Source organism: Sporosarcina sp. P1, from assembly GCF_002743155.1.
Lineage (GTDB): Bacteria > Bacillota > Bacilli > Bacillales_A > Planococcaceae > Sporosarcina > Sporosarcina ureae_B.
The window spans coordinates 129,381-147,873 of sequence record NZ_PDYS01000005.1; the positions used below are offsets into that span (position 1 = coordinate 129,381).

The window sequence follows — 18,493 nt, forward strand, 5'->3', positions numbered from 1 at the left end:
AGACGATGATCAAGCGGGCATTAACTATCGCTGGTTCTGCTGCACGTGGAGGAGCAGGAATCCAAGCAGATTTGAAAACATTCCAGGAGTTTGATGTATTCGGTACAACAGCAGTCACAGCGATTGTGGCAAGAAACCCACGTACTGGACAAAGTATATTTCCTCAATCTTGGGAAGCGATCGAAGCGCAATTGGTGACGATAGAAGAAGATATCGGTATAGATGCAATGAAGACGGGTATGTTGTTTACAAAAGAAATTATTCTCAATGTAACGAAATGGATTCAGCAATCGGACATTCAACATATAGTAGTAGATCCAGTGATGATCGGAAAGATGGGCTCTGCGTTATTGAAAGACGATGCAATGAAAGCGATGCAAAATCAATTGATTCCTCTTGCCACGATTATTACGCCAAATATGCCTGAAGCTTCTTACTTATTGGGTGGAATGGAGTTGACATCTGTAGTGGATTTAAAAGAGGCTGCACGTCGGTTATTTGAATTTGGACCGAAGTTCGTATTAGTGAAAGGTGGAAGGTTGGATGGACCGGCAGTGGATGTGTTGTATGACGGCGAACAGTTTTACCTACTCGAAGCTCCAAGAATTGATACGCTGAATACGAATGGTGCAGGTTGCAGTTACTCTGCTGCCATTGTGGCAGGTTTGGCAAAGGGACAAACGGTGCAAGCTGCCGTGATTGAAGCGAAGAAGTTCATTACGGCAGGCATTCGCCATTCCCTGACATTCAAACAAGGTGTGGGGCCAACCTATCACGCGGCGTATGGTAAGTACGACGAGATGAGTTGTACGGTAACTATTGAGCGAGCTTGCGTTCAGGAGTGAGCGTAAATAAGAGGATGTTATAGAAGTAGTAACACTTCTATAACATCCTCTTTTGCATCGATTAATTTTGATATTGAACATTGTATAGTGATTGCGGATTAAAGTTCCCGTTGAAACGCTTCGGAACAAAAATTCCATATCCAACGCTATTACAAATAAGTAGTAATCGCATCAATAGGAAGACGCGTAGAACCGTAAGCAGGTGAAGCAGCTTTTCCAAGCGCGATCAGTACTAGTGGCTCGTAGCGTGACTCAAGTTCAAATGACTCAGCAAATTGTTGCTTATCAAACCCACCCATTGGTACAGTATCGAACCCTCTTGCCTTAGCAATCAACATGAGCTGCATAGAAACTAAACCCGCATCAAACGTCGCGATATTACGTCTCACTTCAAGTGGAGCATTCGGATAAGCTGCTTTAGCATTTTGAATCTGAATCTGCACATTCTCTTCATCTATATTTCCTGCAGCTAAATTGGAAAGATAGATCTCATCAATGTTGTGGTACATTTCTGTATCACCGATGACGGCGATAATAGCGGATGCAGTTTCGATTTGTTCTTGATTGAATGAAAAGCGATTGATTTTCTTTTTTAACTCTTGATCTTGTATAACAAGAAAACGCCATGGCTGTAAGTTGCTTGAGGAAGGAGCGGAAATCGCCTCCTCCAGCATAGACGTAATATCGTTTTTATCGATTGTATAGTTCGGATCGAACTTTCTAACAGATTTCCGTGCATGCATCACTTCTAGTAATTCTTCGTAATTTTGTGACATAATGACAAACTCCCTTAAAATATATTGACAACTACTTACTAATAGTAAGTTCTTTATAAGATTACTATTAGTAAGCTTGTTTGTCAAACCTAGATGTGATAAAGTGAAAGGAGTATAGGATTGGGGTTTTGCTAATGAAGAAAAATGAAGAGTTTGTTCAGTCGTTAAATCCTAAAGGTCAAAAAAGCTGCGATAGTTTCCATAACACAATCGAATTTATCGGGAAGCGTTGGATGGGAATTATCATTTATCATTTATTAGACGGACCAAAGAGGTTCTTTGAATTATCGACAGAGATCGAAGGGATATCAGATCGTCTTCTAACGGAGAGATTGCGTGATTTGGAAGCGCATGGCTTGGTCATTAAAAAACAGTCCGATCCAAAGGTTAGGAAAGTCGAGTACGAACTTACACCAAAAGGTAAAGAATTAGAAGATATTATTCAGGCCATTTTTGAGTGGGTAAAGAAAAATGGTTGCTGTTATGAGGAGTGAATGAATTGATTAGAGAACAAGCGAAACACTTTAGCGGGATTCCGTTATCGATATTAGACTTAGCCATGATCAATGAAGGCAGTCATGCAGGACAGTCATTTAAGAACAGTGTAGATCTTGCGCAACATGCAGAAGATTGGGGATTCAATCGTTACTGGTTAGCTGAGCATCATAATATGCCAGGAGTTGCAAGTTCCGCTACATCTATCATCATTGGACATGTAGCCCAGATGACAAAAGATATTCGAGTAGGTTCTGGCGGTGTCATGTTGCCGAACCACGCACCACTGGTCATTGCCGAACAGTTCGGTACACTGGATGCTATGTATCCGGGGCGTATTGATTTGGGGCTAGGCCGTGCACCTGGAAGTGACCAGGCGACGGCGTATGCACTTCGCCGTACATTACAAAGCGGTGGAGAAGACTTCCCACAACAAGTGGAGGAATTACGTACGTACTTTGCAGGTAATCCGACTGATCGCGTTCGAGCATTTCCAGGGGCAGGGCAGAACGTCCCGATTTGGTTGCTAGGTTCAAGCGGCTTTAGTGCTCAATTATCTGCTGAACTCGGTTTGCCATTTTCTTTCGCCAGTCACTTTGCACCGCAGTTTATGATGCAGGCACTGCAAATTTATCATCAAAACTTCCGACCGTCAAAAGATCTTCAAAAGCCTTATGCGATGATGGGCGTTAATTTAATCGCGGCGGATACGGATGAAAAGGCACAATACTTGGCTACATCCATGCAGCAACAGTTCTTAAATATCCGTCAAGGTAAGATGGCGCAATTTACACCTCCAATTGAAGACATTCATGCGGCATGGTCACCATTTGAGCAAGAAGCCGTTGCGCAGCAAAGTGAGGCGCCATCTGTCATTATTGGTAGCCCTGAAACTGTGAAACGAAAGCTAGAAGAGTTCGTGGAAATGACAAAAGCGGATGAGCTGATCATCAGTTCAGGAATCTTCGATCATAAAGAACGACTTCGTTCATATGAAATCCTAAGTGAAATAATGAAGTAAAAGAAAAAACATCCGCCTTGCAGGAAAAAACTGCTTGGCGGATGTTTTTTGTTCTTACTGTGCTTCAATTTCTTGCGTTAGTTTCTCAATTTCATCTATTAACTCACCAATATATGAAATCGTATCGCGCAACGGTTTGTCTGTTGTGATGTCGATTCCCGCCATTTTTGCAAGTTCAGCTGGTTTTTTTGAACCACCTGCACGCAGAGTATTGAGCCAGTCTTCAACAGCTGGTTTTCCTTCTATTAATACGCGTTTTGCCATTTCAGTAGAAATGGTCAATCCTGCACTATATGTGTACGGATATAAGCCCATATAATAGTGAGGTTGACGCATCCAAGTCAGTTCTGCACCATCATTTATTTTCACGCTATCGCCCCAGAATTCTTCGAGTACGCCGCGCTTCAAATCGTTCAAGATAGTTGCATTGACATTTCCGCCTGCATCCACTCGTTCGTACACTTTACGCTGGAACGCTGCTTCAAGTAAATGTGTCACGAAGTTATGGTAATACGTTCGTGCCACAATGGAAGACAGTACCCAACGCTTGAATTTCGGATCAGCGGAATTCTTCAATAAGTGATTGGCCATCAGCATTTCATTCATCGTAGAAGGCGCTTCAATAAAGTACAGTGACGATTCCGAATTAAACAGGTTTTGCGCTCCATGAGCGTAGTGGAAATGACCGGCATGACCTAATTCATGCGCTAGTACAAAGACGTCTTCCATGCTGCCTGTCCAAGAGATCAAGATAAATGAACCGTTGCCATAAGGACTCGCACAAAATGCACCTGTGGATTTCCCTTCATTTTGTGCAAAATCAATCCAGCGTTCGGAATAGGCACGGTTCACCATGTCAAGATAATTATCTCCCATAACAGCAAGCGCATCATTCATATACTTCTTCGATTCCTCCACTGTAATGGAAGGTTCATATAACGGATCAATCGGCATTTTTAAGTCCGCAAACGTTATTTCGTCGAGATTATAAATTTTCTGAAGGAGTTTTGCATACTTTCGCATATGTGGTGCGAGTTCTTCCATAATCACATCGATTTGACGATTATACATAGAACGATCCACGTCTTGTTCCATCAATAAAAAGTCAATAACAGAGTCATACCCACGTAAGTCAGAAGTCGTTTTCTCCATCTGCACATGCATGTCATATGTTTTGGCGGTTGTGTGTTGATATTTACGCAATGTATCGCTGAATGTTTTAAACGCAGCACGTCTTATCAATGTTTTTGGTTCGGACTCCCATTTCCCTTCAAATGAAACATAGCTCAGTGGATAGGTTTTTCCATCTGTAGTGAAGTCAGGGAAGTCGATGTCGGCCATTTTCGTTGTATTATACATCGAATAAGGTGCTTGGAAAGAAGAAGAGAATGCAGCGAGTGTCTTCTCTACTTCAGGATGTAATTGATACGGTTTTTCCCGAATAATTTTATCGAATACAGTTGCATACTCCCCAGACTGTTTACTAGCTTGATGCAAAGTCTCTTCGGAAAGCGCTGTTAACTCACTCATCATGAAGGAAGTTTGGCTGCCGATTTTTGCGGCAATTGAACTCCATTTACTCTCTCTCATTTGCGCCTCATCATTTGTTAAATCCACACTTGCTGTCAGCTCAGCATAACTAGAAATCTTGACGAGCTTTTCTTGTAAACTGCGATAGGCATCCAATGATAGTATAGCCGAAGTTGAATCTATAATCGTGCCTTTATAATTTTTCTCAAAAGCGGTTGCTGCCGTTTCAGCATCTTTTACTGCTTTCTCGTAGTCCTGTTCATTTTCAAATAAGGTTTGTAAATTCCATGTTTCTTGTTCGTTAACTTGTGCACGTTTAGGTAAGCTTTTCGCCAATTTGAATCTCTCCTTCAAGTCGATTATTCGGTTGTCGAATTAATAGTATAATACAATGAATGTTCAGAGTACAAAATTACGGTTTATTGGAAAGTATGAATTCCATTAGCCAATCAACTTGTAAGGGGCCATTGACAACTTCATAATAAAGACGGTCATTGTGGATTAAAACCCCTTCCTCAACCAATACAGTCATACGATTTCCACTCTCATCATGTAGATCGATTGTGAAGAGCGGTTGATCATCAAATAATTCCAATGTATCGGGATCCACCCGCTCATAATCATAGGCTTGAAGAAATTGAAGTAAGCGGTCAACTTCTTCAACTTGGTCTACTTTCCAAGTAACGGCTTGCTCATTTTGCAGACCGGGTTGCCGAAAAGTGATGAATGAATAAGGAGATAAACCATTCAGTTGTTGTTCTTGCAATCGCTCAAAGGGATGGGAGGCAGCTTCGTCGATTGTCTGAATCATGACATAAAATCCTCCGGCCACTAGTAATGCCAAGATCACTCCACGTATTTTCATACTATTCTCCTCCTTCCATAAAATATCGTTTCTCACTAGTATATGAATGTAGTCAGGAAGATACGCACATAACTGGCCGTGCTACGAACGATATTTCGTTTTAGGTCGATATTTCAATATTCGGAATGTATAATAGAGAGACTTCATCTGAAAGGGAGGCAATAAATATGAAAGAATATGTTACACATGCGATTCAGGACAGTTATGCGGATGATTTTTCTTGGTGCTATGGTTGCGGACGACTCAATGAGGAAGGAAATCATTTCCGAACTGGTTGGGAAGGAGAGCAAACCGTTACGTATTCATTACCACCTAAAAAATATACGGCAATTCCAGGATTTGTGTATGGTGGATTTCTTGCTTCATTTATGGATTGCCATGGCACAGGATCTTGTGCACTTGCGCTACATCGAAAAAACGGTCATGAACCTGGAGACGGGTCTGTACCGCCACGCTTTGTGACAGCTTCCTTGCAGATTACATACAGTAAGCCAACTCCACAAGGGAAAGTATTGAAAGCAATTGGAAACGTCACCGAAATTCATCCGAAGAAGTGGAAAGTTGCTGTAGAAATTTATGCTGAAGATGAATTATGCGCCACTGGAGAAGTGGTGGGAGTCGTCATGCCTACTACATTTACAAAGTAAAATAGACAACTAGATAAGGTGTGAACAGATGGTATGAATAACTCATCACAAACTGCCGTAGCGAATCCGGTATTTCCCATCATGATTGCGATTGCGGTCTGTCACTTATTTAACGATACGCTACAGGCAGTGATTCCAGCAATGTTGCCGATTTTGGAAAAAGAATATCAATTTAGTTATAAACAATTAGGCTATATTGTTTTTGCTCTAAATATCGTAGCATCTTTACTACAACCAGTTGTTGGGTATCTTAGTGATCGTAAACCCAAGCCGTTTGCGTTGCCGATTGGTATGACATGTTCTTTAATTGGAATGGTGGGACTCGCATTAGCACCAAGCTATTGGCTGATTATTGTATCTGTTATGTTGCTCGGTTTAGGGTCGGCGGTCTTTCATCCTGAAGGTTCTCGCGTGTCGTTTTTGGCAGCGGGGGACAAGCGCGGACTTTCTCAGTCGATCTATCAAGTAGGAGGTAATTCGGGACAAGCACTTGCACCTTTGATCAGTGCTTTCGTTCTCGTTCCTCTTGGCCAAATAGGGGCAGCCGTTTTTGTATTAGTAGCCGCTGCTGGCATTGCTTTACTAACTCGTATCTCGCTGTGGTATAAGAAACAGCTGAATGAAGAGCGTTTAGGTATGCGGAAGAAAGTATTATTAACAACGATGGAAAGTTTGTCAAAAAGACAAATCACCATTGCGCTAGTATTATTAATGATTATTATATTTGCGCGTTCATTCTATGTGACGAATATTACGAGCTTCTATATTTTCTATTTGATTGAATACTATGGCATGACGATTCAGCATGGCCAGTTGTATATTTTCTTATTCTTAGCTCTAGGCGCCGTCGGAACGTTTTTCGGTGGACCCATGGCAGACAGAATAGGAAGAAAAAAAGTGATCGTCTTATCGCTTGTCGTGCCATTACCACTTAGTGTATTGCTTCCGTTTGCTCCCGTTTGGGGAATCATTTTATTATTACTAACGATCGGATTTTTTATTATGCTGAGTTTTTCTGTCACGGTGATTTACGCGCAAGAACTCGTGCCTTCTAAAATTGGCACGATGGCGGGACTAACTGTAGGATTAGCGTTTGGAATGGGTGCCATCGGTGCAGTTGCGATCGGAACGCTTATTGACTCGATTGGTATTTATCAAACGATGATTATTACGTCATTCTTGCCATTCATTGGTCTGGTTGGATTAGCTTTACCTCGTGATCAAAAGATTACATCAGCTTCATAATAGTAGGATCATCATGAAAAGTAGGTGTGCGGAATGAAAGTAGTCAATAATATGGCGGAATTAATCGGAGAGACTCCGCTAGTAAAAGTACGGACGCTCGGTGAAACTACTGGCGCTGAGGTTTATGTAAAATTGGAGTATTTCAACCCAAGCCGCAGTGTAAAGGATCGCGCGGCTTATCAAATGCTAGTAGAAGCCGAAAAAACGGGTGTACTAAAATCCGGTGCCACAATTATTGAGCCTACGTCAGGCAACACGGGAATTGGCTTGGCCATGAATGCTGCAGCAAAAGGATACCCAGCCATTTTTGTTATGCCGGATAACTCGACGATTGAGCGCATTAACTTAATGAAAGCATATGGAGCGAAGGTTGTCTTAACACCTAGCTCAGAACGTATGCCAGGTGCGATCGCTAAAGCGAATGAAATCTCAGAGTCCATCGAGAATAGTTTTATTCCGATGCAGTTTGAAAATCAAGCAAATCCTGATAGTCATCGCCATACGACGGCTGTAGAAATTATAGAAGCCATGCAATCAATCGATCGTAAATTGACGGCCTTTGTCTGTACGTCAGGAACGGGTGGTACGGTAACAGGAACAGGTGAATCATTAAAAGAACATGATCCAGCTATTACAGTTCATGTAGTTGAACCTGCAGGGTCACCGGTATTATCAGGTGGCAAACCAGGGAAACATAAACTGGTAGGTACAAGTCCTGGATTTATTCCAACTGTATTAAATACCCATGTCTACGATGAAATTTTCCGTATCGAAGATGATGACGCATATACAACCGTCAGACAGTTCGCAAGAGAAGGTGTTTTGCTCGGGCCATCAGGTGGTGCATCTCTCTATGCAGCATTACAAGTGGCTAAACGTTTGACTCCTGAAGATACAGTCGTTTGTATTGCGCCAGATTCTGGTGAACGATATTTATCAAGTGATTTATTTCAATAATATATGCTAAAAAACCTCTTCCCACATCGGGTAGAGGTTTTTTGGCGTAGGATTTCGGAATATACGTGATGGAAAACTATTCCCTATAGTGTTTGTTTTCTTACTTTTAAATAGATTGAAAAAATAATCAGAAAGCCTATTGACAAAACCTACGTAAATGGTAGATTATATATATACAAAACATATAAAGTTAGTAGGGATTAAAACCATAATGAAACGCAAACTACTTACGAGGGGGAATCAACATGTATTTGGAAATTGAAGGCATTGAAAAGAGCTTTCCCCATAAGGAAAAGGGAACGGTCAAAGTACTAGATAATATCAATCTTGAAATAGAAAAAGGACAGTTTGTTTCCATTGTAGGTCCATCAGGTTGTGGAAAGTCCACTATGTTGTATTTGATTGCGGGACTGGAAAAAGCTGATCGTGGGAAGATCAGCATTAACGGAAAAGAAGTGAAAGGTTCAGGATCGGATCGAGTAGTCGTTTTTCAAGAAGCTGGATTATTTCCTTGGTTGACAGTACTCGATAACGTTACATACGGTTTACTTCTAAAGGAGATGTCGAAGAAAGAGGCCGAACAAAAAGCTATTGAAATGCTGAAGATGGTTCATTTAGGGAATTATATCGATTCCTATCCGCATGAATTATCAGGAGGAATGAAACAACGTGTATCCATCGCACGTGCGCTTGTGATGGAGCCCGATATCTTGTTAATGGATGAACCATTTGCCGCGTTGGATGAACAAACGCGCATGGTTCTTCATAAAGAGTTATTGGATATTTGGAGAAAAACGAAAGTAACCGTTCTTTTCATTACACATAATATTCGTGAAGCGGTATTACTATCGCAAAAGATTGTCGTGTTTGCGACACGTCCGGGGAAAATTAAAGCAACTTTCAAATCAAATGATACAAAAGATGGTGTCATGCCGAGTGACGTGACGTTGCAACTGGAAAAGCAAATTTTAGCTGAACTACAAGAAGAAATAGAGAAAGTGTTGAAGGAGGAGATGGGCGATGACTACAGCTTTAAGACGAATAGTGTTTCTCGGGATACTAGTGGCGATATGGGAAGTCACATCTAGGCTATCGGATTTACCCGATTTTATGTTTCCGAGTTTCACACAAGTCATGTCGACGTTGGTTTCTGGTCTCGTCTCCGGTCAAATCCTCATTGCAATCGGTGCAAGTCTTAGCAGATTGTTAATCGGATTCACGATTGCTTCTATACTTGGACTGGTGCTTGGTTATTTGATTTGGCGATACAAAATAGTGGAAGACACACTTGGTTTTCTTGTCACAGCTTTACAGTCTATTCCAAGTATTGTCTGGTTCCCACTTGCGATCATCTGGTTCGGTCTCAATGATTTTGCTATTTTATTTATCGTGACTTTAGGGGCGACTTGGACGATGATCGTTAACGCAACAAGCGGCTTTAAAAACGTACCCGTATTATATCAGCGTGTCGCCAAATCATTAGGATCAAGCGGTTTTCATTTTTTACGGACGGTGATCTTGCCGGCATCCGTACCACAATTGATCTCTGGTTTACGCATCGCTTGGGCATTCTCTTGGCGTGCGCTCATGGCTGGGGAATTACTAGGTGCCAGCGTAGGTCTCGGTCAACTACTAGAATCGGGCCGCGCACTTGGTCAAATGGATTTAGTTATTTCTGTCATGATTATTATCGGTGTGATCGGTACGATTATGGATAATGTTTTATTCTTGCGTTTGGAACGCAGTGTTGAAAGAAAATGGGGAATTCGGGCGTGATACGCTCTAAGAAAAGGGGATCATTATATGAATAAGAAACTATTGGGTGTATTGTTTTCTGTAATAGCCATTGTGGGAGTTTTGTCGGGATGTGGAAAAACAGACGTAGCCAGTGCGGATAAAAATGAAGTAACGATCGGATACTTCCCGAACTTAACACATATCGCAACAATTGTTGGACTGGAGAATAATTATTTCGCAGAAGAGTTCGGTGAAGACATCAAAGTTTCGACGAAGACGGTTAGTAACGGTGGGTTATTCATGGAGGCAATGGCTTCTAATTCCATAGATATCGGAACGGTTGGTCCTGGACCTGTCATCAACTATTATGTAAAAGATCCAAAGTATCATATTGTTTCTGGAGCAGTAAACGGCGGTGCGGTATTAGTAGCCAACGGTAAAAGTGGAGTTAATGAATTAGCTGATCTAGATGGTAAGAGAATTGCGATTCCCGTAATTGGCAGTACGCAAGATGTAATGTTACGTAAAGCGTTGAAAGACGTAGGTTTAAAGGCAAAAGCTAACGGTGGAACAGTGGAGTTTTTCGCCTCTGCACCAGCGGATACAGCGACATTATTTATTCAAGATTCAGTAGACGGCGCAGCAACACAAGAACCATGGGGATATATTTTACAAAATCAGGCGAATGGTAAACTGATTCTTGACTGGGAAGACTTTGCTTGGGGTAAAGAATCTACGAATACAGTTGTCGCAACAAGCGATGCGTTTTTGAAAAACGAAAAACTATCGACTGCTTATTTGACAGCTCACGCAAAAGCAGTTCAATTCATTCGGGATGAGCCAGAAAAAGCACAACAGCTAGTGGTGAAGCATATCAAAGATCTGACTGGAAAAGAAATTGCCCGTGATGAATTAGAAGCGGCGTTCACACGAATCGAAGTTACAACAGATGTAAATGAGGACGTATTGCAAGAGATGGCTGATATCAGTCAAGAGGCAGATTATATCAAGACGAATGAAATTGATGGATTGATTGATTTGGAAGCCATTAAAAAAATTACAGCAAACTAATAGTAAGCGAGTATCCATTGTGGATGCTCGTTTTTTTAATTCCGTTTCGTTTGATAAGTTGCAATAAAACAGGATATGCTAGTATACAGATAGAACATAATTTCGCTAGTTGAAAGGATGAAGACCGTGCTGGCAGATTTATTGAACGAATCAAAACGTACTATCGTCTATACAGGAGCTGGGATGTCGACAGAAAGTGGGCTACCTGATTTCCGTTCCGCTAAAACGGGCATGTGGGAAACAGAAGATCCTGCCAAAGTGGCAAGCATAACTGCTCTCAATCAGCAGGTAGACCAGTTTTTTCAGTTTTATAAACAACGGGTCATAGCGGCAAAAGAAACAGGACCGCATAAAGGGCATGATATTTTAGCTAAGTGGGAAAAGGACGGCCTGATCCATGGAATTATTACGCAAAACGTCGATGGTTTCCATACGATGGCGGGGTCGAAAAACGTTATGGAACTTCATGGGACACTTCGTAATGTCCATTGTGAAACTTGTGGAAAAGTATACGGTAACGAACGCTACGAACAAGATGCGTTTTATTGTGATTGTGGCGGTACGTTGCGTCCATCAGTTGTCTTATTCGGAGAAATGCTGCCCGAAGAAGCATTTATTCAAGCGATTTTTGAAAGTGAGAAAGCTGATCTTTTCATTGTACTAGGTTCATCATTAACCGTTACACCTGCGAATCAATTTCCGCTCATCGCAAAAGAGCAAGGCGCGAAGTTAGTTATTATTAATATGGAACCTACAGAAATGGATCGCTTTGCCGATCTCGTTATCAATGAACGCAAAATTGGAGAAATATTGAATGAAGCAAACCAACAAGTAGATAGGTAGTAATTTGAGATAGAAGAATGAGCGTAATAGACAAGTAATTTTCATACCACTTTTCTAATACGCTACTCTTCTTGTCTCCATTTTTATAGAAGAAGAGAGGGGAAACGACTTGAAAATTTTCCATACAGCAGACTGGCATCTCGGCAAGCTCGTGCAAGGAATCTATATGACAGAAGATCAGCGTTATATTTTACAGACTTTTATAGAAGAAATTAAAAGAGAACAACCGGATGCAATCATTATAGCAGGGGATCTGTATGATCGTGCAATTCCGCCAACTGAAGCGGTAGGTTTGTTGAATGACGTTCTACAGGAGATTGTAATGGATTTGAAAATACCTGTCATCGCTATTGCAGGAAACCACGATAGCCCTAGCCGCCTTCATTTTGGAAGTACGTTCATGAAAGACCAAGGGTTATACATAACAGGAGAATGGTCCCCACACTTGTCACCGGTAAAGCTCCAAGACGAATATGGTGATGTCTATTTTCATTTAATACCCTATGCGGATCCTTCGATTGTCCGTCACTTGCTCGAAGATGAGTCGATTTCCAGTCATCAACAAGCTATGAAGAAAATTATCGAGCGTATAGAGAAGTCTATGGATCAAGGCGCTCGACATGTGTTTGTCGGTCATGCATTCATCACTACGCATGGCGAGAAAGAAGAAAATACTAGTGATGCAGAACGGCCATTATCGATTGGCGGGGCTGAATATGTTTCTTCAGATTTGTTCGAGCCATTTCATTACACAGCCCTTGGTCACTTGCATCAGGCGCATTTTGTAGGCAATGAAACAATTCGTTACTCAGGTTCACCATTAAAGTATTCCATTTCGGAAGAGAATCATCAAAAGGGATACCTCATTGTGGAGCTCGGAGAAAAAGGCGAAGTGGAAATTGAAAAAAAGCTACTGACTCCGCTTCATGATGTGAGAACGGTTGAAGGAACGATGGAAGATCTATTAAAGATGCCTCACAATGAAGACTATGTGTTCGTCAAGCTGCTTGATACGGTGCCAGTCATTCAACCGATGGAGAAAATTCGTTCCGTTTTTCCGAACGCTATGCATGTAGAACGTAAACTTTTTGCTTCTTCGACAGACAGTCTTGGTGGAACAGTGACTGTTGAGAAAAAAGAAGATGACCAAGCAATGTTTGATTCGTTCTTTAAAGAACTTCAAGGCGAAGAAGTAGACGAAGAAACGAAAGAGTTATTCGCTGAAGTTTTGTGGGACGTGATGAAGGAGGAAGACCGTGCATGAAACCAATTATATTAACCATGACAGCATTTGGACCGTATAAAGACAAGGAAATTGTTGATTTTCGTGATTTGAAAGAACATCGTTTATTTGTCATTTCCGGAAAAACGGGTGCAGGGAAAACTACGATCTTTGATGGCATTTGTTTCGCATTATATGGACAGGCAAGCGGAGAGGATCGTACAGATACAAAAGCATTGCGCAGTCAGTTTGCGGATGACGACATGCAGACAACTGTAGAATTGACGTTTGATATCCATAACCGTCGATTCCGTGTCGTGCGTCAAATACCTTACAGAAAAAAAGGCAATAAATCGGATACATTGGGCCGCTGCGAATTATTTGAAGAAAAAGATGAGCGATTCGTTCCGGCGGTAGATCGTCAAATTGTTACGGAGGTAAATGATAAGATTGAACAGTTACTAGGCTTTACGCATGCACAGTTTAGTCAAATCATGATGTTGCCTCAAGGGGAATTTCGCAAATTCTTAACATCCGATACGGGAAATAAGGAAACCATCATGCGGAAAATCTTTAAAACAGAACCGTACCAAAAAATTGTCGAACGGTTAAAAGTGAAAAAAGAAGAAGCGAATGCTGAGTATCTTCGCGAAAAACAGTTGAGTGAAACGATTCTTCATCAAATACCAGCGAAGTTACCTGTACGTGACTCTTTATTATTTACAGAATTAAAATCAGAGTACCCAAACTACCATCAGCTCGTATTAGGTCTTCAACAAGAACATGCATATCATGAAATACAATCTAAAGAAACACATACAGAATATACTAGACTTTATAAAGTTCATAATGAAAAACAACAAGAATTGCATGAAGCCCGTTCAATTAATGAACAATTTTCCAAGCTACTGCAACGCCAAAAAGAACTGGAAGGATTGCAGGCGAAGCAAGCAGAGATGAAAACTCTCGAACAGCAATTGCAGCAAGCAGAACGAGCCGCGAGATTAGAAGATGTAGAACAACAAGTGAAGTCTAATGAAATAGAGTGGCAGAAAAAAGAGCGAAGTCACTCTGAAGCTGTCACATTTCTTGCTGATGCAGAGGAAAAGCTAGTGTCCGCAAAAGCTTCTTATGAACAGGAACTAGCTAAAGAAGCTGAGCGAAACGAAGTAAAAGAACAGGTACTTACGTTGAAAAATTTACTTCCAACCGTATCTGGACTCACCGCGCAACGTCAAGAGTTAGAGTCACTTAACAACACAGTAGATCGAGTAGAGAAATCCTTGCTAGTGAATCAGCAAGCAGCAAAGCGACAAAAAGAATCCATTACTGTGCAGAGAAATGAAATGATTGAATTGGAGACTTCATTAGAAGGATACGAACAGTTAGTGGATCAACTTTCAACTTGCAAAGCCGTCGCAAAGCAAGTGGCTACATACAAGCAACAACTAATACAACGGCAGGAATTTGAGACAGATTTTAACATAGCTAATCAACAAATAGAGCATTATACTGCTGTCTATCAAGACCTTGAGAATCGTTGGATTAATAATCAGGCGGTAGCCCTTGCTGCTTCACTTCATGATGGAGAGTCTTGTCCAGTTTGCGGTAGTATCGACCATCCAGCTAAAGCTGAAGTTGCAGAATCTGAACACGTATCGAAGCAACAATTAGACACGGCTAAGCTAGAGTTAACGAATAAAGTACAGACCTTCCATACTAAGCAGGCGCAATTGCAACAACTCCAGCAACGTATTGAATTAAGTAAAGCTGAATTAGATGAGCAACAAGTAGATTTGAATCGTGATTATCAAGAAGAACAAGCAAATCTGACGGAAGAAGTAGCTGTCCTTAGAAATAAGCGAGAGGTATTGAAGCAAAAGAAAGACCAACAAAACCAAGCGCAGAAGGCCATGGAAGAACTTACCGAAGAAATGAATACATTAGAACAGCAGCGCAATGAATCCAAAGCAGAGCTTGAAACGAAACGTGCTCTCTATAACTATGCGTTAACAAAGGTACCTGAAAATCTACAGGAACTATCCGCATTGCAACAACAAATTACATCTAAAGAAACAGCCAGTCAACAACTTGAAAATGCTTGGAAAACCATCCAACAGAAATTACAAGACGCCTCGACTGAGAAAATAAAATGGGAGTCCCGAGAGATTCTAGAGAAGAAGTCGCTAGCAGATATGAGAGAGAAAGTAGACCAAAGTTCAGCTATCTTTACAAAAAGGTTGACAGAAGAGGGCTTTACCTCGCAAGAAAATTATATGCAAGTGAAACTGCCGCCTTCAAAACGTCAGGCTATCCAGCATCAACTTCAAGTATTTGCCCAAACGCTTCATACGCTACAATCATCCGTAGAAGAACTCAAAAAGACTGTAGAGGGTAAACAGCAAGTGGATTTGGAAGTCATGGAGCACCAGATAGAAGCAATGAAAACACAATACGAAGAAGCGTTTGCGTTGTCCAATCAATCAAAAGCACGAGAACAAGCAGCACAGGATCTGTATACTGAATTGAAAACTAGCAAATCTAAGGAAGCAGAGTTAGAAAGAACTTATGGAAAGATTACGAATTTCTATGATCTAGTCCGTGGTCAAAACCATTTGAAGATTTCCTTTGAGCGCTATATTCAAATCGAGTATTTGGAGCGCATCATTCAAGCCGCGAATATTCGTCTACGTGATCTTTCAAATGGACAGTATGAACTCGTCCGTAGTGATCGTCAGGAAACTAGAGGGAAACAAAGTGGCTTAGGTATAGACGTCCATGACGCGTATACAGGGCAGACGCGAGACGTTAAGACGTTATCAGGCGGTGAAAAATTTAATGCCTCATTATGTTTGGCACTGGGTATGGCGGATGTCATTCAAAGCTTCCAAGGGGCTGTTCGTATGGAGACGATGTTTATTGATGAAGGATTCGGCGCGTTGGATGAAGAGGCTATTCAGAAAGCGATAGATACTCTAATCGCTCTTCAGCAATCGGGAAGAATGATCGGCATCATTTCCCATATCGATGAAATGAAAGAAGCGATCCCTGCGACATTGCAAGTAACCAAGTTAAGAGAGGGTTACAGCAAAACGAACATTGTACTGAGTTGATGTAGCACGGACAGTAGTGAAGCACAGCTAAGCTACTGTGAAATGGAAATCCCCAACTACTACCTATCATTTCTAAGTCGTTTAGTATTTAGCTTCTACGTCTAAACTGATCTCAATCGAGGTCAGTTTTTTCTATTTAAAAATTCTATTGCAGATCTTGATGAATAGTCTGTAAGTTGGCAATATAGACAACAGTTAAATGATTTGACTAGCTGTTGATTTTCTAAATTGGGAAGAGTAATATAAGGGAACGTGATATATTGCATACAAATTAATACGGTTGACTTTGGGAGGAATTTTATACATATGGAGAAGAAACTATCATTTTCATCAAGTCTCGTTATTGGAGTTATGCTATTCGCATTATTTTTTGGAGCAGGCAATTTAATTTTCCCTGCAGAGCTCGGACAGCTCGCTGGAGATCAAACGTGGAAAGCTATGGCCGGTTTTTTATTCACAGGTGTAGGTTTGCCTTTTCTAGGTATTTTAGCTATTGGTTTTTCTGGCAAGAAAGATTTGCAAGACTTGGCAAGTCGGATTCACCCGGTATACGCTGTTCTTTTTACAGCCATACTGTACTTGACGATTGGCCCGTTTTTCGCAGCGCCACGAACAGGAGCTGTGGCATTTGATATTGGTGTGGCTCCATTTTTAAATGGGTTTTCAATTGATCTCGCTCGTTTTTTATTTACATTGGCTTTCTTTGGCATTAGCATGTGGTTATCATTGAACCCTGCTAAAATCGTCGATCGAGTCGGTAAATTTTTGTCACCACTCATTATTATTATATTAATTGGCTTAATTGGAATGACGCTTCTCAGTCCGATGGGAAGTGCGCAAGTATCGCAAGCACCTTATAAAGAAACACCATTCTTTACGGGTTTTCTTGAAGGGTACAATACGATGGATGCATTGGCTTCACTCGTATTCGGCATTATTGTCATCAACGCATTGCGTGCGATGGGCATTACGAATAAAAAGCAAATATTGGCTTCTACGGCTAAGACAGGATTTGTGGCAGCCGGATTTTTAGCCATTATATATATAGGTATTGCTTATCTAGGTGCCACATCGGTTGATCTATTTGGCTATCTTGATGGTGGCGGTTCCGTGTTAAGCGAAACTTCCTCTCATTTATTCGGTACGACGGGACTAGTGTTGCTTGGTGTCGTGATTATGCTTGCCTGTCTTACAACGGCGATTGGGCTACTCACTGCATGTGGAGAGTACTTCCATTCGATCATCCCAAAAATCAGCTATAAACTTTTTGTAGTATTCTTTTCAATATTCTGTTTGGTCGTAGCCAATTTCGGGCTAGCGAATATTATCAATTACTCGCTTCCTGTACTGGTTCTACTGTATCCACTGGCCATGGTATTAATCTTGTTGACGTTTACCGGCCCTTTATTCCATCAATCTCGCTTGGTATATCGAACAGCAACTGTAACGGCATTCCTTGTCAGTTTCGTTGAGGCGCTCGTGAAATTCTACTCACTAGTTGAGAAGACCATGCCGAATTGGCTTGCGACTGTGCATGAGGCCTATACAGTGTACATCCCATACTATACAGAAGGTATCGGCTGGTTAGTTCCTGTCTTGATCACGACTTTCGTAACAGCTATTGTGGCGGTAATAAACAATAAAAGAGTGCAAGATCTCCACGTTATCTCCACTACTGAAAAATCATAAAAAAGGAGTGGATCCGGAATGGCCAGGCCTTGTCGGTTGTCATAAGGTTGGCCGTTAAGAACGACGGATTTCAGTAGGAGGTGCTTCAGCCTCTTCTATAGGAAAAGTCAGCTGTTCTGTGGTCTACTGGTCAAAGTAATCTTCAGATTGCACATAAAAATCGTCCTTTCGTAGAGAGTTTTGGTGACTTTATTCTACTAGAAAGGACGTTTTTTTTTGTAATTTTTTATCCATCATACCGAGTGGATTGGAGTGGAAGGCGGCGACTCGGGGAGGATCAGGCCGACAGGTGAGACACCCAGCGAGCAAAGCGAGGGGTGTGGCTCACCGCGGGCCCTCCCGAACGCGTCCGCCTGTAACGGAAATGAATGGGGGAAAGAGGATTCTTTATTTGTTTCAAAAGAAAGGGCTGCCACAGAAAATCAGTTTTTACTGAC

The 18,493-nt window shown here is 41.4% G+C and carries 16 protein-coding genes; 13 read left to right on the plus strand and 3 right to left on the minus strand.

The features are described 5' to 3' along the window. Window positions 1-5: 5 nt before the first annotated feature. The gene (gene thiD / locus CSV73_RS07770) at window positions 6-845 is read left to right on the plus strand and encodes a bifunctional hydroxymethylpyrimidine kinase/phosphomethylpyrimidine kinase (RefSeq protein ID WP_099627102.1); all 840 of its coding nucleotides are present in this window, start codon (window positions 6-8) and stop codon (window positions 843-845) included. A gap of 149 nt (window positions 846-994) precedes the next feature. On the opposite strand, the gene CSV73_RS07775 is transcribed toward thiD, so the two are convergent. Further along, window positions 995-1,621: a nitroreductase family protein gene (locus CSV73_RS07775; protein WP_099627103.1), complete on the minus strand. Its 627-nt coding sequence runs from the start codon at window positions 1,619-1,621 to the stop codon at window positions 995-997. Between the two features lie 134 nt (window positions 1,622-1,755). Between CSV73_RS07775 and CSV73_RS07780 the strand changes: the two genes are divergently transcribed. Next, window positions 1,756-2,115, plus strand: coding sequence for a winged helix-turn-helix transcriptional regulator (locus CSV73_RS07780; RefSeq protein WP_085131296.1), 360 nt, complete (start codon window positions 1,756-1,758; stop codon window positions 2,113-2,115). Next, window positions 2,112-3,137, plus strand: a complete 1,026-nt coding sequence (locus CSV73_RS07785) for an LLM class flavin-dependent oxidoreductase (protein ID WP_085131295.1) — start codon at window positions 2,112-2,114, stop codon at window positions 3,135-3,137. The genes CSV73_RS07780 and CSV73_RS07785 overlap by 4 nt, the downstream gene beginning before the upstream one ends. Before the next feature lie 54 nt (window positions 3,138-3,191). Here the strand turns inward: CSV73_RS07785 and pepF are convergent, their stop codons facing one another. Both pepF and CSV73_RS07795 read right to left on the minus strand, forming a co-directional pair. Beyond that, window positions 3,192-5,003 carry an oligoendopeptidase F gene (gene pepF, locus CSV73_RS07790; protein WP_099627104.1) on the minus strand — a complete coding sequence of 604 codons (1,812 nt, stop codon included), beginning with the start codon at window positions 5,001-5,003 and terminating at the stop codon, window positions 3,192-3,194. A 76-nt stretch (window positions 5,004-5,079) separates the two neighbouring features. Continuing rightward, on the minus strand, window positions 5,080-5,532 hold the full coding sequence (locus CSV73_RS07795) for a hypothetical protein (protein ID WP_099627105.1): 453 nt from the start codon (window positions 5,530-5,532) through the stop codon (window positions 5,080-5,082). Between the two features lie 167 nt (window positions 5,533-5,699). On the opposite strand from CSV73_RS07795, the gene CSV73_RS07800 reads away from it, so the two are divergent. The 10 genes from CSV73_RS07800 (at window position 5,700) to brnQ (ending at window position 18,056) form a co-directional block, all read left to right on the plus strand. Then, window positions 5,700-6,179, plus strand: a complete 480-nt coding sequence (locus tag CSV73_RS07800; RefSeq protein WP_085131292.1) for a PaaI family thioesterase — start codon at window positions 5,700-5,702, stop codon at window positions 6,177-6,179. A gap of 33 nt (window positions 6,180-6,212) precedes the next feature. After that, a complete protein-coding gene (locus CSV73_RS07805; RefSeq protein WP_099627106.1) occupies window positions 6,213-7,424 on the plus strand; it encodes an MFS transporter in 1,212 nt (403 codons plus the stop codon). Window positions 7,425-7,457: 33 nt separating this feature from the next. Beyond that, complete coding sequence (gene cysK / locus CSV73_RS07810) at window positions 7,458-8,381, plus strand: cysteine synthase A (protein WP_099627107.1); 924 nt, start codon at window positions 7,458-7,460, stop codon at window positions 8,379-8,381. A 245-nt stretch (window positions 8,382-8,626) separates the two neighbouring features. After that, a complete protein-coding gene (locus CSV73_RS07815; protein WP_099627108.1) occupies window positions 8,627-9,469 on the plus strand; it encodes an ABC transporter ATP-binding protein in 843 nt (280 codons plus the stop codon). After that, window positions 9,402-10,157, plus strand: a complete 756-nt coding sequence (locus tag CSV73_RS07820; protein WP_085131288.1) for an ABC transporter permease — start codon at window positions 9,402-9,404, stop codon at window positions 10,155-10,157. Before CSV73_RS07815 ends, CSV73_RS07820 begins: the two co-directional genes overlap by 68 nt. Before the next feature lie 27 nt (window positions 10,158-10,184). Then, the gene (locus tag CSV73_RS07825) at window positions 10,185-11,189 is read left to right on the plus strand and encodes an aliphatic sulfonate ABC transporter substrate-binding protein (protein ID WP_099627109.1); all 1,005 of its coding nucleotides are present in this window, start codon (window positions 10,185-10,187) and stop codon (window positions 11,187-11,189) included. Window positions 11,190-11,315: 126 nt separating this feature from the next. Continuing rightward, a complete protein-coding gene (locus CSV73_RS07830; RefSeq protein WP_085131286.1) occupies window positions 11,316-12,032 on the plus strand; it encodes an NAD-dependent deacylase in 717 nt (238 codons plus the stop codon). Window positions 12,033-12,141: 109 nt separating this feature from the next. Further along, the gene (locus CSV73_RS07835) at window positions 12,142-13,296 is read left to right on the plus strand and encodes an exonuclease SbcCD subunit D (RefSeq protein WP_099627110.1); all 1,155 of its coding nucleotides are present in this window, start codon (window positions 12,142-12,144) and stop codon (window positions 13,294-13,296) included. Then, complete coding sequence (locus CSV73_RS07840; protein WP_099627111.1) at window positions 13,293-16,367, plus strand: AAA family ATPase; 3,075 nt, start codon at window positions 13,293-13,295, stop codon at window positions 16,365-16,367. Before CSV73_RS07835 ends, CSV73_RS07840 begins: the two co-directional genes overlap by 4 nt. 306 nt (window positions 16,368-16,673) lie before the next feature. Continuing rightward, complete coding sequence (gene brnQ / locus CSV73_RS07845; RefSeq protein WP_085131283.1) at window positions 16,674-18,056, plus strand: branched-chain amino acid transport system II carrier protein; 1,383 nt, start codon at window positions 16,674-16,676, stop codon at window positions 18,054-18,056. Window positions 18,057-18,493: the final 437 nt, after the last annotated feature.

Excerpts from the sequence above, each read along its gene's own strand:
- thiD (WP_099627102.1), top strand. The coding sequence starts at position 6 with ATGATCAAGCGGGCATTAACTATCGCTGGTTCTGCTGCACGTGGAGGA.
- CSV73_RS07775 (WP_099627103.1), bottom strand. The coding sequence starts at position 1,621 with ATGTCACAAAATTACGAAGAATTACTAGAAGTGATGCATGCACGGAAA.
- CSV73_RS07780 (WP_085131296.1), top strand. The coding sequence starts at position 1,756 with ATGAAGAAAAATGAAGAGTTTGTTCAGTCGTTAAATCCTAAAGGTCAA.
- CSV73_RS07795 (WP_099627105.1), bottom strand. The coding sequence starts at position 5,532 with ATGAAAATACGTGGAGTGATCTTGGCATTACTAGTGGCCGGAGGATTT.
- CSV73_RS07800 (WP_085131292.1), top strand. The coding sequence starts at position 5,700 with ATGAAAGAATATGTTACACATGCGATTCAGGACAGTTATGCGGATGAT.
- CSV73_RS07805 (WP_099627106.1), top strand. The coding sequence starts at position 6,213 with ATGAATAACTCATCACAAACTGCCGTAGCGAATCCGGTATTTCCCATC.
- cysK (WP_099627107.1), top strand. The coding sequence starts at position 7,458 with ATGAAAGTAGTCAATAATATGGCGGAATTAATCGGAGAGACTCCGCTA.
- CSV73_RS07815 (WP_099627108.1), top strand. The coding sequence starts at position 8,627 with ATGTATTTGGAAATTGAAGGCATTGAAAAGAGCTTTCCCCATAAGGAA.
- CSV73_RS07820 (WP_085131288.1), top strand. The coding sequence starts at position 9,402 with ATGACTACAGCTTTAAGACGAATAGTGTTTCTCGGGATACTAGTGGCG.
- CSV73_RS07825 (WP_099627109.1), top strand. The coding sequence starts at position 10,185 with ATGAATAAGAAACTATTGGGTGTATTGTTTTCTGTAATAGCCATTGTG.
- CSV73_RS07840 (WP_099627111.1), top strand. The coding sequence starts at position 13,293 with ATGAAACCAATTATATTAACCATGACAGCATTTGGACCGTATAAAGAC.
- brnQ (WP_085131283.1), top strand. The coding sequence starts at position 16,674 with ATGGAGAAGAAACTATCATTTTCATCAAGTCTCGTTATTGGAGTTATG.